This window comes from Pseudomonas sp. GW821-FHT09E12, from assembly GCF_059416085.1.
Window position 1 is genome coordinate 257,064 of the sequence record NZ_JBWKOM010000009.1, and the last position, 14,307, is coordinate 271,370.

The following is a 14,307-nucleotide window of genomic DNA, read 5'->3' on the forward strand; positions in this document are numbered from 1 at the left end:
GGCACTCCAGGTCGAGATCGATTACCACACGAGAATCTGCAGGGACGATTTCACGGCCGGCTGGATGCCGTCCGCGGCCTCGAGACTGGCCCGGGTTCCGCTGAGCGGATCGTAGAGCTCGGCCTGGTGCACTTGCGGCAATTTGATGGTGCCGGCCTTGGCGCTCCAGAACATCAGCAGGCGCTTACCGTCGTCGCGGGTCCAGGACACGCTGTAGAAGGTGTCGGGCAGGTTCGCAAGCTCCGGCGTCTTGCCGGGTTTGAGGCGCGCGCCGGTAATCTCGAGAAACCGCGCGAGCGCCTTGTACACCGGCTTGGGTTCGCCGTTGAGATCGAGCAGGCCGTAATGCTGGTCGCGAGCCGAGGCGCGCGAGTCGAGATCGGAAAGGGCGAAGAGAAAGATCCGCTCGTAGTCCTGGTCGCTCATCAACGCCAGGCGACGCAGGGTGTAGTCGGCCTGGCCGTCGACGCCGATCAGCCGCTGCATCTCCTTGGGCCCGGCGTAGCTCGACCAGCCCCACTCGGTGGCCCAGATCCTCTTCAGACCGGCGCCGTGCAGCATGTCGTTGAGCTGCTTGCCGCGCAGCAGCACTTCGTTTTTGCCCGGCTCATCGCTTTCCGGGGTTTCCGAATACGGGTGGTAGGCGGCGACCATGCCCAGGCTCTGCACGCCCAGTTCGCCGAGTTTCTCGAACATCAGCGCGTTGCGCTGGGTCGGCATCTGGCTGTAGTAGGCCATGCCGCCCATGACCTGGATCTTGTCCGGCGCCACCTGGTTCAGGGCCTGATGGGTCGCCAGCAGCAGCTCGCCGTAGCCCTTGGCATCGGGTTTCGGCCGCCAGTTGTTGGGTATGTTCTGCTCGTTCCACACCTGCCAGGCGTCGATGTCCGGGTAACGCTGGGCCAGCATGGCCATGCGCGTGGCGAAGACTTTCGGATCGCGCGGCGGGTACTGATCCTGGAACGGCCCGCCCTTGGGGGCGGTGGTCACGAAGGGCGCCGAGCCTACGAGGTAGAACAGCGACTTGAGTTTCGAGTCGCTCAGGGTCCGGTCCAGTTCGTCGAGGGTGCTGAGTTGATAACCCTCTTCGGTGGGTTCTAGCCGATCCCAGTGCAGGTCGACCCGCACCCATTGCAGGCCGAGCTGCTTATAGGCGGCGATCTGTTTGCGGTATTGCTGCGGGGTGAACCACAGGAAATGCGCATTGACCCCCAGGTAGTCCTTCCACACCAGGGTGCGATCGGGGGCCAGGTTGATCGGCGTGGCATCGACCTGTTCGCTGAGCAGCAGGGCGCCGCCTACCGCCAGTGCGGCGACCAGTGGCAGATAGCGCAATAGAGGGCGACGTTTAAGGCCTGCTCGGGTCTTCATTTCGATCGCTCCTTGCACACTTCATTGAACAGTTCGGCGAAGCGCCGCGCGGTGGCGCTCCACTCGCGTTGTTGCCCGGTCTCGCTGGCCCGCGCGGCCCACTGGCGGGCCAGTTCGGGCTCCAGCACCAGACGGCTCAGGTGCTGGCTCAGCGCTTCGATATCGCCTTGCTGATAAGTCACGCCATTGCCGCCGGCAACCTCCTCGGCAAAGGCCCGGGCATTGGAGGTGACGACCCCGCGACCGCAGGCATTGGCCCAGGACAGGGCGCCGCTGGTGCCGCGCATCTGGCCGAGCCAGGCGAGCTTTTTCGATTCCCGGTACGGCAGCACCATCACATGGTGGGCCTGGATGGTGCGGGCGATCTCGGCGGACGGCAGGTCCAGTTGCCAGTCCACCACATCGTCCAGCTGCAATTCGCGAATGCGCTGGCGCAGGCCGTCGAGGTAGTTGCCGGCCGGGTCGAAGGTCATTTCCGGGGCGGTGCCGCCGGCCAGGGTCAGGCGGACCTGGCCACGGCACTGCGGGTTGGCCGCCAGGGTGCGGGCCAGGGCTTCGATCAGGTCTTCGATGCCCTTGCCGCGGTAGATGAAGCCGAAGTACAGCAGGCGCAACGGCACCAGCGGCGGCAGCTCGGCCGCGGGGATCGGCAGGTTGCCGTGGGCGATCACCGCCACCTGTTGCGGTCGCAGGCCCATGCGCTGGCGCAGGCAGTCGCCGCCCAGCCGGGTCAGGGTAATCAGCCGGCGCATGCCGCGGGCCAGGCGCCGTTCTTCGCGCAGGGTCAGCGGGTCGGCGAGCAGCGCCGCCGCTTGCGGCAGCGGGTGCGGCAGGCGTTCGAGCAGGGTCAGTGGCCAGAACAGCCGGGCGCGCCGCCAGATCAGGCGCTCCGGGTCATGCACGGTGGCCGTGCGGGGGATCCGCGGTTGCTCGGTGCTCAGGTAGTCGAGCGCCTGGAATTCGCCGAAGCGGCCACCGCCGAGTTCGGCGTGCACCAGGTCGACGCCCGTCCAGTCGAAGGCGCGCAGGCGCGTCAGCTGTTCCGCGGGATCGTGACAGCCGGCCAGCGGCGTCAGCACCTCGATGCCAAGGCCGCGCAGCGCATTGCTGAAATGCGCGGCGTAGTCGGCGATACCGGTCTGTTCCGGCGGCAGCGGGGCCAGCAAGGCGATACGCATCAGGCCGCACCGCGCCAGCTGTTGATCCGCTCCAGCACCCTGGACGGTACTTCGAAGCGGCGACGGTTGAGGATCAGTCCGTCGACCTTGCCGAAGGCGGTAGTCAGCAACGACATTGCATTTTCGATCATCGGCACGGTGCTGGTCCGGGCCTCGATCACCAGGGCGATCAGGTCGGCGCGGCGCAGGATCAGGAAGGCCTCCTGGTTCGACAGCAGGGCCGAGGCATCCAGCAGCAGGACTTCACCGGGCTGGGCCGGTGCGCTGTCGTTGACCCGCACGCGCTGGCCGCGTTCTTCTAGCAGGCGGCGCAGGCGTTCGAGGATGAAACTCACGCCTTCGCCATGGCGCGCCGAGGTCAGGCCCAGGGTCAAGCCCTGGCTCTCGATGCGCTCCATGGGCAGCAGGCTGTAGAGCCGGTAGATGCTCGCGGTCATGGCGGCGGGCGTGGCGTCCTCAAGGTCCGGCACGCTGCCCCACAGCGGCACCTGGAACAGCTCCGGCAGGCGCGAGCCGTCGTGGATGCGCTGGTCCAGCAGGTAGCAGACATAGATGGTCAGCAGACCCACGGCGATGCCCGCGGGAATGGCGAACAGCAGGATCAGCAGGCTCTTGGGGAAGACCCGCGCCGGGTTGAAGGTGGCGTGCTCGATGATCGCGATGTTGCTGATCTGGCTGCTGTCGAGCTCGTGGTCGATACGCGCCTGTTCCAGGTTTTCCGAGTACAGCGCGTAGCTCTTTTCCGCGGTGCGCAACTGCTGGGTCAGGCGGTTGAGTTCGGGCTCGTCGGTCAGTACCCGGTCGCGCTCGGTACGCAGGGCGGCCAGGGTCTTGTCGTAGTTCTCGATCTGCCCGGTCAGCCGGCGCTGTTGCAGCTGGGCATCGATGACCTGCTGCTTGACGTTGGTCACCAGGCTATTGGGCGCGATGTTCTTCGAGCGTTCCAGGCGGCTCTCTTCCTGTTCGCTGAGGGCCTGCAGGTCGTGGATGTTCTGTTCGATCTGCTTGACCGCCGGCGCCTCGGGCAAATAGGTGCGCAGCAAGCGCGCGCGTTCCACCTGCAGGGTGTTGAGCTGGCGCTTGAGGTCGAGCTGGGTCGGGTTGAGGCTGGTCTCGCGACTGGTCACCACTTCGACGGGCTGATCGAGGATCTGCTGGCGGGCGTTGATCAGGAAGCTGCTGATCCCGGACAACTGGTTCTGCGCATTGACCCGGGCGTCGGTCAGGCGGTCGATCTGGCTGGTGAGGTTTTCCAGGCGGGCATCGACGCTGATCGAATCGATCTGCTTCAGGCGGCCCTGCAATTGCTCCTTGAGGCTGAGGATCTGCGCGGCCACCTTGTTGCCTTCGCCCTCATAGAAGGCATAGAGGCTTTTGCGACCGAGCACCCGGGCGCGCTCCTCGAGGAAGGTGTCGACCCAGATCTTCACTACCTGCTGGGCGATTTCCGGGTCGTCCCAGGTAAAGCTGATATCGATCACCGACGAACCCGCTTCGTGGCTGGCCTGGAAGTTCTTTTCCAGGCGGGTCGCCAGGCGGTCCAGCGGGCTCTGCGGCTCAGACAGGCCGACCAGTTGCAGCAGGCTGCGCAGCGCATCGATGGCCGTGCCCATGGCCTTTTTGGCGTAGAACTTGAGGGTCTTCCAGAAACCCTGGGGTTCGGCGGCCGCGCTCAGTTCCAGATAGCGCTGGGCGACGATGTGCACGATCGGCCGGCCGGTGAGCATCTTCTCCTCATCGACGATCGGGTCGTGCTGGGTACTGGGCGAGATCAGCGTCTGGCGATTGCCGGCTTCGATCGGTACCGTGGTGCTGTCGCGCCCGGGCTTGACCAGCAGGCGCGCGTCCGACTCGTAGCGCGTCGGCAGCAGGAAGGCGCCCAGCACCGCGACCACGATAGTGGTGATGACCGCCAGCTTGAACTCGCGACGGAAGATGAAGAACAGGCGCAACAGGTCGCGTAGAGAGCGTATTTCGATCACGGGATCACTCCGTTGAAAGTACTTGTAGCAGTGGCTGATGGAGGCCGATCAAACGTATCGATCCTGTTTACTGCCCCGTCCCGGTACCGGTGGAACTGCTGGTGAAGTTGTTGATTGTGTTGCCGCTGTTCTTCACTTCCTGATCATTCAGGTCGTAGTTGAAGCCCAGGCCGATCCCCTTGTTGATCGGGAACAGCTTGGTGAAGTACATGTCCACCGCTTCCACCGTGCTGCCGATGGTCGATTGCGGCACGTAGATCAGGTCGCCGCGCTGCAGGGCGACCAGCGGATGATCGGGGTTGCTGAGCATGCTGCCGAGGTCGACGAAGTACATCTTGTACTTGCCGTCGGGGCCGGTCCTGAGCAGGGCGATGTTGGAGCTGTCGGCCGAGGGCAGCACGCCACCGGAGCTGAGCAGGGCCTGTTCTACCGACACGGTGCCGGCCAGGTTGAAGAACGACGGGTTGGCCACCGCGCCGCCGATGAACACCCGGTTGCTCGGGGCAATGGCGATGTTCACGGTCACTTCGGGCTCGCGGTAGACACGGGTGTAGCGTTTGGTGATTTCCTTGCCCAGGTCTTCCGGGGTCAGCAGCGCGGCCTTGATCCGGCCGATGTTGGGCATCGAGATGAAACCGTCCGGTCGCACCACGAACATCGTCATGTCGTCGGAGCTGGCCGGCTCCTGGGCATCGCGCACGATGCGCAGGGTGTCGCCGCTCTGGATCAGCACCTGGGCGGGCGGCAGGTCGGCCAGGGTCAGTGCCGCCGCGTGGCGGGCCTTGAGGGTGTCGCTGTCGGGGAGCGCGACATGGGCGGGGGTCGAGCAGCCGCCCAGCCACAGGGTGGCGGTCAGGATGCTCAACAGACAAAGCCGGGAAGGTCGGTTAATAGTCATCATGACAGCTCAGGTCCAGTAGTTTGAGAACATGCTCAAGCGACGCTTGAGCGGTGTCGGCAGATGCTGTTCGGCGTGGCCGAGGCGATAGCCCAACAGCTTCAGCGCGCTGCGCAGCAGCACTTCCGGTACGCGTTGCAACTGGCCGGCGTCACGCAAGGCGCGCAACTCGGCCTGGACGTAACGCTTGCCTTCTCCGCCCGCGGTGCCGAAGGCTTCGCGGATCCAGGGCTCGCGGCCATAAAACACGCCGATATCGAAATAGCGGCGGAACTCCTGCATCAGACTGTAGCTGTGCGAATGCTGCACGCACGCACTGGCGGCGTAGCGCACCAGATAACCGTTGAGCAGCATGCGCGCCGCGACGTGGGCGTCCTCGCTGCCGATGACATCCTCGGGAAAGCCACCCACCGCTTGCAGGGCGCTGCGCCGGTAGACGGAAAACGAGTCCGAACTGAAGCAGGTCTTGATCCCCAGCTCCCCGGCGTCGGCCAGGCTTTTGCTGCGGCTCTGGGGGCTGTAGTTGAAGTGGCGCGACTGCGCCTCGAGAATCCCGGCCCCGGGATGTGGCAGTTGACGACCATAGGCGAGGCCGATCCGCGGGTCTTCTTCCAGCTCCTGGATCAGGTTGGCGAAGGTCTGGGGCGTGGCCGGAATCGCATCCTGGGTCAGCAGAATCAGCGCGTCGGCATCCACCTGCTCGCTCGCCCAGCGGCGGGTGCCGCCATGGTTGAATTGCTGGGCGGCGATGACCTCCACCCGGGCGCCGAACTGCCGGAAGCGGTCGACGGTGTCGTCCGTCGAGCTGCTGTCGACCACCAGCACCGTGTCCGGTTGCAGCGTCTGCGCGGCCAGCGCCGGGAGCAACCGCTCGAGGTGCGGTGCGGCGTTGCGGGCGGGAATGATCAGCGCCACCTTCATCATGGTTTTACCTGCGCCGGGGCACGGCCGTAGACGTCTTCGAAACGCACGATGTCGTCTTCGCCCAGGTACTCGCCGCTTTGCACTTCGATCATCACCAGGTCGATGATCCCGGGGTTGCTCAGGCGGTGTTTATGGCCGGCGGGGATATAGGTGGATTCGTTGCTGTTGAGCAGGACCTCCAGGTCGCCATTGGTGATCAGGGCGGCGCCGCTGACCACTATCCAGTGCTCGCTGCGGTGATGATGCATCTGCAGCGACAGCGATTCCTTGGGCTTGACCATGATGCGCTTGATCTTGAAGCGGCTGCTTTCCTCCAGCACGGTGTAGGTCCCCCAAGGGCGGGTGACCGTGCGGTGCAGGCTGTAGGCACTGTGGCCGAGGCGCTTGAGTTCGGTAACGATATGGCGCACGTCCTGGGTCCGCGAGGCATCGGCCACCAGCAGCGCGTCGGGGGTGTCGACGATGATCAGGTCGCTGACGCCGACGGCCCCGAGAACCCGCTTGGGCGAATCGATGTAGCAATTGCGCACGTCATGCAGGATGGCTTCGCCGTTGACCTGGTTGCCGGCGGCGTCGCTCGGGGTCAGCTGGCGCAGCGCATCCCAGGAACCGATGTCGCTCCAGCCGAGGTCGCAGGGCACCACGGCGACCCGCTCGGAGCGCTCCATCAGGGCCACGTCGATCGAAACGTCCGGGGCGCGAGCCAGGCTGTCGGCGTCGAGTTCACGCTGGCGGCAGTGCTTGTTGTCCAGGGTCATGCCTTGTTCCAGGCAGGCCTGGGCGGCGCTCAGCACCTCGGGAGCATGCAGAGTCAGCTCTTGCAGCAGAGTATCGGCGCGGAAGCAGAACATCCCGGCGTTCCACAAGTAGTTGCCGCTGTCGACGTAGGCCTGGGCAGTGGCCAGGTTGGGTTTCTCGACGAAGCGCGCGACCTGGAAACCTTCCTTCAGCGCCGGGCCCTGTTCGATGTAGCCAAAACCGGTCTCGGGTTTGTCGGGCTGAATGCCGAAGGTCGCCAGATAACCTGCTTCGGCAAGGCTGCGCGCCTTGCCCACGGCTGCGGCGAAGGCATCCTGGTCGAGGATCAGGTGGTCGGCCGGAAGGATCAGCAACTGCGCCTCGTCGCCCCAGTACTCGCGCACATGCAGGGCCGCCACGGCAATGGCCACGGCGGTGTTGCGCCCGAACGGCTCGAGCAGCAGGTCGAGGCCCAGCTTGCCCTGATTGACATTGCGGTACTCGTCCAGCGAGCGGAACAGCAGCTCGCGGTTGGTCACCGTGACCACGCAGCTGACGTCCGCCAGGCTGCTGGCGCGGACGAAGGTCTTTTGCAGCAGGCTCTGCCCATCGCGCATGCGTATGAATGGCTTGGGCATGTTCTGCCGAGAGACTGGCCACAGGCGCGAGCCAGAGCCGCCGGAAATAATGCAGGGGATCAATCCAGTGAATGCGCTCATCAGTAGACTTCCTTCGTCGAGAGGACGGCCGGAACCGTCATGAAAACGATGTACAGATCCAGCCAGACCGACCACTTGGAGATGTAATCGAGGTCGTACTCCACTCGTTTCTGGATTTTCTGCAGGGTGTCGGTTTCTCCCCGGTAGCCATTGATCTGCGCCCAGCCGGTGATCCCGGGTTTGACCCGATGGCGCGAGCTGTATTCGCGCACCGCCTGTTCGAACGGCACTCCCGCCGCCTTGGTGGCGGTGGCGTGTGGGCGAGGCCCGACAATCGACATGTTGCCCATCAGCACGTTGAACAGTTGGGGCAGCTCATCGATGCTGGTCTTGCGAATGAAGCGTCCGACCCGGGTGATCCGCGGGTCTTCCCGGGTGGTCTGCCGTTCGGCATTGAGGTCCGCCTGCTCGACATACATCGAGCGGAACTTGAACACACGGATCAGCCGGTCGTTGTAGCCGTAGCGCTTTTGCCGGAACAGCACGGGGCCCTTGGAATCGAGCTTCACCGCCACGGCAGTGGCCAGCAGCACAGGGGACAACAGGACCAGGCCCAGCAGGGCGAGCACGATGTCCTCGCAGCGCTTGATCAGCGGCGCCCAGCCGCGCAATGGCAGCTCGGAAGTGTTGAACATCAGGATGCCGCCGACATCGGTCGTGCGGTTGTGGCCAAAGCGCAGGGTGGTGATGTCGGGCACCAGGGCGACATTCACCGACAACTGCCGCAGCCGTTGCACCAGTTCGCCGATGCGCGCGTGCGCGGCCCAGGGCAGGGCGATCAGGACCTGATTGACCTGCTCGGAACGGATCAGCTCTTCCAGGTTCTGGGTGTTGCCCAGAAAAGGCAGGTCGCAGAAGGCCTTGGGCACGCGGTCGCTGCGATCGTCGATGAAACCGATCAGGCCGGAGCGGATATCGCCATGGCGCTGCATGTGTTCGGCAAGGAACAGCGCACTCTCGCTGAAACCGAGGATCACCGTGCGTTGCAGGTATTTGCCCCTGGCCATCCACGAATGGAACAGGCGCAGCAGAAACAGACGCTCGATGCCAAACAGCACGAGGCTGGCGATGAACCAGATAGCCAGGTCCCGCAGGCTGAAGACCGGCAGCAGGTGCAGCCCCAGGTACATGACCAGCAGGATGCAGAAGGCGGAGGTCCAGGCCACCAGCATCGTGCGCAGACGCAGGCGATTGCTGAAGAACTCTTCGGAGTAGACCCCCTGGGCCTGGAACAGGATGACGGTGATGACGGCAAAGAACAGCAGCAGGCCGAGTACGGTTGGCCAGATATCCGCACTGGCGGATTCAAGACTCAGGAGCAGCAGGATTCCAGGCAGGGCGGCGGACAGGGCGTGCGTCAGTTTTACCCCCGAAATGAAGAGTTCCATGAATCCGGTTCGGGTCAGGAACCTGCTATCAATCGATTTCGTAAGCATCGAATCCCGTCGTTGCCAGGTAAGAACCCAGCTCTGTTAAGGGTAAAGCCACTACAGAGGCAGGCTGAAAAAACTAAGGCTTACTGCAAAAAAGTCTGTTTTTTGGCGGCCCATGATGGCCAGACAATACTATTTTTCTGCTTTGATGGTCAATGAATTGACTAATTCTGGCAGATTAATCCTTTTTTTGCATTATGCATCGGTTTTTTGACGGTTTTGCGCATCCAGGACGAATGGCAGCCTGGGCATGTGTCACGAAGTTGGCTCATTCGTGAGCGAGGGCGTGACGGATAAATGGAGTGTTGTTCAGGGGGCGACTCTTGTCCAACCGGTGGCGATTTATTCCCTTTCGCCCGTGATTACGGGGTTCTTGATGGCTGATGCGGCCCTCGGGTGGGGCGCTCTGGCGGTGTAGACTGGACGCTGCGAACTAACCGAAGGAAGGGGAAGAAGCTGTGAAGTATTGGTCATTGCTGTTGCTGGGTTTGATGCCATTGCTGGCGCACGCGGTGGAGGTCGGCGAGCGTCTGGCGCCCTGGACCTTGCTCGATCAATTCGACCGGGCCTACAGCCTCGACGGGCAGGCACGGACCCTGCTGGTGGCGCGCAGCATGGATGGCGCCAAGCTGGTGAACGCCGCCTTGCAGGATCGTCCCGCGGGTTATCTGGAGGCCCGGCACACGGTATTCGTCGCGGACATCCAGCGCATGCCGGCGGTGATCGCCAGGATGTTCGCGGTGCCGGCGATGCGTGATTATGGCTACCGGGTCATGCTCGACCGTGACGGGCGGGTGGCGCCGCGCTACGCCGGGGCTGTGGATAAAGTCCTGTGGCTGCAGCTCGACGATGGCCGGCTGGTGGCTCAACGGGAATACGGCACGGCCGCCGAACTGCGCGCAGCGCTGGAGCAGGCGCAACCATGATCAGTGCCGCGCTGCTGGCGCCGCTCACTCTCGGCGCCGGCTGGCTGATCTATGTGCCAGTGCTGGTCTGGGCCGCCTGGCGCGCGCCCTGGGTCGAGCTGTTCAGCGACAGTCGGCGTCAGCATCTGCTGTTCGGTACGGTGTTCGCGTTGTTCATGTTGTGGCTGGTGCGCCGGGATTTCGATACCGGGGTGTCCTATCACTTCATCGGCATGACGGCGGTGACCCTGTTGCTGGACTGGCCGCTGGCGATCGTCGGCGGCCTGATTGCCCAGGTGGGGCTGGTCGCGCTGGGTCGCCAGGACTTGGCGGCGGTCGGCATCAACGGCGCCTTGCTGATCCTGCTGCCGGTGCTGGTCACCGAATGCTGCGCGATCCTGGTGGAGCGCGCGCAGCCGCGTAATCCCTTTGTGTATATCTTCTGTTCCGGTTTTTTTGCCGCCGCCCTGTCGGCCTTGTTGTGCCTGCTGGTGGGCCTGGGGCTGCTGTGGTTCGACGGGCGTTTTGCCATGCCGGAATGGCTGGAGGACTTCGTCGGCTACCTGTGGCTGATCCTCTTTCCCGAGGCCTTCATCAACGGCATGGTGGTCAGCGCCCTGGTGGTGTTCTGCCCCGAATGGCTGGAAACCTTCAACCGCACCCGTTACCTGTCGGCACCGTGGAAGGATGACGATCCGCGTTCTTGATCCATATCAAACACGTTCGGCAGGCGCGGTCCCATGCTCGGCAAAAACCGTTCGGGAGCAGGGTCATGAGTGTGTATGAATGGGCGCGACAGGAAGTACGCAAGAGTCTGGATACTGCGCAGCAAGAGGGGTTCGAACCGGGCTTGAGCCTGCGCGCCCTGCTCAGCGCGGTGGTGCAGGAGAGTCGGCGGGTGCGCAGCGGCGAGGATCTGGCCGACGAGTTGCAGTTTCTCGCGGAGAACCTCGACGATACGCAGGATTACGCTTTCATGCGGCCTTAAAGCTTTAGTGGGCGCGAGGCGGCAGATCGTCGGAAAACAGATCGTCCTCGGCATCCGGGCTGACCGGAATCTTGTGTTCTTCGGCAGCCCAGGCGCCGAGGTCGATCAGTTTGCAGCGGTCCGAGCAGAACGGACGGTTGAGGTTGCTCGCGGTCCATTCCACGGGCGCACCGCAGGTTGGACATTCCACGGTCAGGGGTTGGCTCATGACTGGCCTCCACGCAAGGTAAGGTAAAAGTGATGCAGGCGTTCGACCTCGCTGTGCAGCCAGACGAGGTCGCGGTCGTTGACCAGCACATCGTCGGCATGGCTCAGGCGATCTTCGCGGGTCGCCTGGGCCTTGAGAATCGCCTGGATCTGCTGTTCGCTGATCCGGTCGCGTTGCAGGGTCCGCTCGATCTGCAGTTGCTGCGGCACATCGATCACCAGGATCCGCTGGGTCATCGCGTATTGCCCGGATTCGATCAACAGCGGTGACACCAGAATCGCGTAGGGCGATTCGGCACGGGCCAGGTGGGCGGCGATTTCATCGGCAATCAATGGATGCAGCAAGGCTTCCAGCCAGAGGCGTTGTTGCGGCACCTCGAAGATCAGCTTGCGCAGTGCGGCGCGGTCCAACTGGCCATCGGCCTGCAGCACGCTGTCGCCGAAATGTTCGGCAATGCGGGCCAGGGCCGGGCGGCCGGGCTCCACCACCCAGCGGGCGGCGTGATCGGCATCCACCACATGGATGCCCAGGTCGATGAAGTGCTGGGCCGCGGCACTTTTGCCACTGCCGATACCGCCGGTAAGGCCGAGGATCCAGGGTTTGAAAACAGGCTTGGTCATCTGAAACCGACAAACTGCAAATAGGAGTCGGTTATTTGACCACCCCAGAGCAAGGCAATCCAGCCGGCAATGGCCAGAAAGGGACCGAAAGGGATAGGCGTGGACATTTGCGCGCGGTTGCGGCGCAGCATGGCGATCCCGGCCAGGGCTCCGGTCAGTGAGGCCAGCAGCAGAGTCATCGGCAGAATCTGCCAGCCGCCCCAGGCGCCGAACATGGCCAACAGCTTGAAATCGCCGTGCCCCATGCCTTCCTTGCCGGTCAGCAGCTTGAACAACCAGTACACCGACCATAGGCACAGGTAGCCGGCCACGGCGCCCCACAGCGCATCGTGGAGGCTGACGAACAGGTCGAAGCCATTGACGATCAGGCCCAGCCACAACAGGGGCAGCACCAGCACGTCGGGCAACAGTTGATGATCGGCATCGATCAGGCTCATCGCCAACAGGCCCCAGCTCAGGAACAGCATCAAGCCGGACTGCCAGCCAAAGCCGAAATGCCAGGCCACGAACGCCGAGGCCAGGCCGCAGGTCAGCTCCACCAGCGGGTAGCGCCGGCCGATCGGGGCCTTGCACGCGGAGCAGCGTCCGCGCAGCAGCAGGTAGCTGAACAGAGGGATGTTTTCCCAGGGGCGGATCGGGTGCGCGCAGTGCGGGCACTGGGAGTGCGGGAGCAACAGGTTGTAGGTCGGCCCGGCAGGCTCGTCGGGCAGCCCGAGGATGTCACGGGCCTGGGCGTGCCAGTCGCGTTCGAGCATCTTTGGCAGACGCCAGATCAGCACATTGAGAAAGCTGCCGACAATCAGGCCCAGGATCAGCACCGATGCTACGAAGACCAGCGGGTAGCTGGCCAGGACCTCAGTCAATGACATGTTCAGATCGCTGTGCCGAGTTGGAAGATGGGTAAGTACATGGCGACCACCAGGCCGCCGACGAGGGTGCCCAAAACTACCATGATCACGGGTTCCATGAGACTGCTCAGGGTGTCGACCAGGGTATCGACCTCTTCCTCATAATGGATCGCGACCTTTTCCAGCATGCCGTCCAGGGCCCCGGACTCTTCGCCGATGGCGGTCATCTGGATGGCCATGCCGGGAAAGATGCCGGATGCGCGCATGGAAAAATGCAACTGCATGCCGGTCGCCACGTCCTGCCTGATGCGGTTCACCGCTTGCTTGAACACCTGGTTGCCGGTGGCCCCGGCCACCGAGCCCAGGGCTTCCACCAGCGGCACTCCGGCGGCGAAAGTGGTGGACAAGGTGCGGGCGTAGCGGGCCACCGCGGACTTGTACATCAGTGGCGCTACCAACGGCAGTTTCAGCAGGCCCATGTCCAGCCAGTGGCGAAAGCGTGGTGAGCGCCGGCGGGCATGGCGCAGGCCGAACACACTGAGCAACAGTGCGCCCGCCAGCAGCCACCACCAGTGCTGCACGAATTCCGAGAGGGCGATGACCAGTTGCGTGAACATGGGCAATTGCGCGCCGAAGCCCTGGAACATTGACTGGAATTGCGGCACCACCTTGACCAGCAGGATCCCCGTGACCACCAGCGCCACGCAGATCACCGCCAGGGGATAAGTCATGGCCTTGCGGATCCGCGTCTTGAGGTTTTCGCTTTTTTCCTTGTAGGTCGCCACCCGCTCCAGCAGGGTTTCCAGGGCCCCGGCCTGTTCGCCGGCATCCACCAGGCTGCAGTACAGCTCGTCGAAGTACCGCGGCCTCTTGCGCAGCGCGGTGGTGAAGCTGCTGCCGGCGGCGATGTCCTGTTTCAGCTCGCCCATTAGTTTGCGCATGTTCGGGTTGTCGAAGCCCTCGGCAATGATGTCGAACGATTGCAGCAGTGGCACGCCGGCCTTGATCAGGGTCGCCAGTTGCCGGGTGAACAGGCTGATGTCGCGGGCCTTGATCGGGGGCGTGCGCTGCAACAGCGAGCTGGACTTCTTCCTGACCCTGGCCGGGTTGATGCCTTGCTTGCGCAACTGGGCCCTGATCAGCGAGGGGGTATGGCCGCTCAATTCGCCGCGCAGTTTGCTGCCTTGCCTGTCGGTGCCTTCCCACAGGTAAACACTGACTTTTGCTGCTTTGACCGCCATGGTGTCGAGTCCCGGGTTGTGATGGATGTCCTCAGGGCCGGCAGTGCCCTGTGCGTTAGCGAGTGGACCGCTGCGCGGGGCGCGGCGTCCGGCTCATAGAGTTTGAATGGCCCGATACGTTCCTTGGATGGGGCGGGCAGTGAATGCAATCGATGATCGAATGACAGCGTAGCCCGTCACGACGACCGGCCCAGGGCACTTGGCTGACAAAAAGTGTCAGATAGTGCGACTTCTGGCGCTCACTGCCGCAGCTC

Annotated in this window: 14 protein-coding genes; 3 read left to right on the forward strand and 11 right to left on the reverse strand. The window is 63.7% G+C overall.

The window, feature by feature from the left end:
* Positions 1-21: 21 nt before the first annotated feature.
* The 7 genes from AC07PQ_RS25295 to AC07PQ_RS25325 all read right to left on the reverse strand — a co-directional run bounded on the left by AC07PQ_RS25295 (position 22) and on the right by AC07PQ_RS25325 (position 9,246).
* On the reverse strand, positions 22-1,371 hold the full coding sequence (locus AC07PQ_RS25295) for a glycoside hydrolase 5 family protein (protein WP_493186745.1): 1,350 nt from the start codon (positions 1,369-1,371) through the stop codon (positions 22-24).
* The gene (locus AC07PQ_RS25300; protein ID WP_101339490.1) at positions 1,368-2,549 is read right to left on the reverse strand and encodes a glycosyltransferase; all 1,182 of its coding nucleotides are present in this window, start codon (positions 2,547-2,549) and stop codon (positions 1,368-1,370) included. Before AC07PQ_RS25300 ends, AC07PQ_RS25295 begins: the two co-directional genes overlap by 4 nt.
* Complete coding sequence (locus AC07PQ_RS25305) at positions 2,549-4,531, reverse strand: GumC family protein (protein WP_007924694.1); 1,983 nt, start codon at positions 4,529-4,531, stop codon at positions 2,549-2,551. The genes AC07PQ_RS25300 and AC07PQ_RS25305 overlap by 1 nt, the downstream gene beginning before the upstream one ends.
* Positions 4,532-4,598: 67 nt before the next feature.
* On the reverse strand, positions 4,599-5,432 hold the full coding sequence (locus tag AC07PQ_RS25310; protein ID WP_007924693.1) for a polysaccharide biosynthesis/export family protein: 834 nt from the start codon (positions 5,430-5,432) through the stop codon (positions 4,599-4,601).
* Positions 5,433-5,438: 6 nt separating this feature from the next.
* Positions 5,439-6,350, reverse strand: coding sequence for a glycosyltransferase family 2 protein (locus tag AC07PQ_RS25315; protein WP_037034435.1), 912 nt, complete (start codon positions 6,348-6,350; stop codon positions 5,439-5,441).
* Complete coding sequence (locus AC07PQ_RS25320; RefSeq protein ID WP_053262709.1) at positions 6,350-7,810, reverse strand: mannose-1-phosphate guanylyltransferase/mannose-6-phosphate isomerase; 1,461 nt, start codon at positions 7,808-7,810, stop codon at positions 6,350-6,352. Before AC07PQ_RS25320 ends, AC07PQ_RS25315 begins: the two co-directional genes overlap by 1 nt.
* Complete coding sequence (locus tag AC07PQ_RS25325; protein WP_037034433.1) at positions 7,810-9,246, reverse strand: undecaprenyl-phosphate glucose phosphotransferase; 1,437 nt, start codon at positions 9,244-9,246, stop codon at positions 7,810-7,812. The genes AC07PQ_RS25320 and AC07PQ_RS25325 overlap by 1 nt, the downstream gene beginning before the upstream one ends.
* Before the next feature lie 455 nt (positions 9,247-9,701).
* Here AC07PQ_RS25325 and AC07PQ_RS25330 point away from each other — a divergent pair, with 455 nt between their 5' ends.
* The 3 genes from AC07PQ_RS25330 to AC07PQ_RS25340 all read left to right on the forward strand — a co-directional run bounded on the left by AC07PQ_RS25330 (position 9,702) and on the right by AC07PQ_RS25340 (position 11,136).
* Positions 9,702-10,169, forward strand: a complete 468-nt coding sequence (locus AC07PQ_RS25330; RefSeq protein WP_007924686.1) for a hypothetical protein — start codon at positions 9,702-9,704, stop codon at positions 10,167-10,169.
* Positions 10,166-10,855: an energy-coupling factor ABC transporter permease gene (locus AC07PQ_RS25335; protein ID WP_007924684.1), complete on the forward strand. Its 690-nt coding sequence runs from the start codon at positions 10,166-10,168 to the stop codon at positions 10,853-10,855. The genes AC07PQ_RS25330 and AC07PQ_RS25335 overlap by 4 nt, the downstream gene beginning before the upstream one ends.
* Before the next feature lie 65 nt (positions 10,856-10,920).
* Positions 10,921-11,136: a hypothetical protein gene (locus tag AC07PQ_RS25340; RefSeq protein WP_007924682.1), complete on the forward strand. Its 216-nt coding sequence runs from the start codon at positions 10,921-10,923 to the stop codon at positions 11,134-11,136.
* Positions 11,137-11,140: 4 nt separating this feature from the next.
* Here the strand turns inward: AC07PQ_RS25340 and yacG are convergent, their stop codons facing one another.
* Genes yacG through AC07PQ_RS25360 form a run of 4 tightly spaced genes read right to left on the reverse strand, consistent with a single transcriptional unit; the run spans position 11,141 to position 14,053 of the window.
* Positions 11,141-11,344 (reverse strand): DNA gyrase inhibitor YacG, encoded by a 204-nt coding sequence (gene yacG / locus AC07PQ_RS25345; protein ID WP_007924679.1) that lies wholly within the window; start codon positions 11,342-11,344, stop codon positions 11,141-11,143.
* Entirely contained in the window at positions 11,341-11,964 is a 624-nt protein-coding gene (gene coaE / locus AC07PQ_RS25350; RefSeq protein ID WP_007924677.1) for a dephospho-CoA kinase, read from the reverse strand. The genes yacG and coaE overlap by 4 nt, the downstream gene beginning before the upstream one ends.
* Entirely contained in the window at positions 11,961-12,833 is an 873-nt protein-coding gene (locus tag AC07PQ_RS25355) for a prepilin peptidase (RefSeq protein WP_007924675.1), read from the reverse strand. The genes coaE and AC07PQ_RS25355 overlap by 4 nt, the downstream gene beginning before the upstream one ends.
* Before the next feature lie 2 nt (positions 12,834-12,835).
* Positions 12,836-14,053 (reverse strand): type II secretion system F family protein, encoded by a 1,218-nt coding sequence (locus tag AC07PQ_RS25360; protein ID WP_493186746.1) that lies wholly within the window; start codon positions 14,051-14,053, stop codon positions 12,836-12,838.
* Positions 14,054-14,307 lie beyond the last annotated feature (254 nt).

Bases quoted from the DNA above. Each gene is read 5' to 3' on its own strand.
- AC07PQ_RS25295 (WP_493186745.1), bottom strand. From the start codon at position 1,371: ATGAAGACCCGAGCAGGCCTTAAACGTCGCCCTCTATTGCGCTATCTG.
- AC07PQ_RS25300 (WP_101339490.1), bottom strand. From the start codon at position 2,549: ATGCGTATCGCCTTGCTGGCCCCGCTGCCGCCGGAACAGACCGGTATC.
- AC07PQ_RS25310 (WP_007924693.1), bottom strand. From the start codon at position 5,432: ATGATGACTATTAACCGACCTTCCCGGCTTTGTCTGTTGAGCATCCTG.
- AC07PQ_RS25315 (WP_037034435.1), bottom strand. From the start codon at position 6,350: ATGAAGGTGGCGCTGATCATTCCCGCCCGCAACGCCGCACCGCACCTC.
- AC07PQ_RS25320 (WP_053262709.1), bottom strand. From the start codon at position 7,810: ATGAGCGCATTCACTGGATTGATCCCCTGCATTATTTCCGGCGGCTCT.
- AC07PQ_RS25325 (WP_037034433.1), bottom strand. From the start codon at position 9,246: ATGCTTACGAAATCGATTGATAGCAGGTTCCTGACCCGAACCGGATTC.
- AC07PQ_RS25335 (WP_007924684.1), top strand. From the start codon at position 10,166: ATGATCAGTGCCGCGCTGCTGGCGCCGCTCACTCTCGGCGCCGGCTGG.
- AC07PQ_RS25340 (WP_007924682.1), top strand. From the start codon at position 10,921: ATGAGTGTGTATGAATGGGCGCGACAGGAAGTACGCAAGAGTCTGGAT.
- yacG (WP_007924679.1), bottom strand. From the start codon at position 11,344: ATGAGCCAACCCCTGACCGTGGAATGTCCAACCTGCGGTGCGCCCGTG.
- coaE (WP_007924677.1), bottom strand. From the start codon at position 11,964: ATGACCAAGCCTGTTTTCAAACCCTGGATCCTCGGCCTTACCGGCGGT.
- AC07PQ_RS25355 (WP_007924675.1), bottom strand. From the start codon at position 12,833: ATGTCATTGACTGAGGTCCTGGCCAGCTACCCGCTGGTCTTCGTAGCA.
- AC07PQ_RS25360 (WP_493186746.1), bottom strand. From the start codon at position 14,053: ATGGCGGTCAAAGCAGCAAAAGTCAGTGTTTACCTGTGGGAAGGCACC.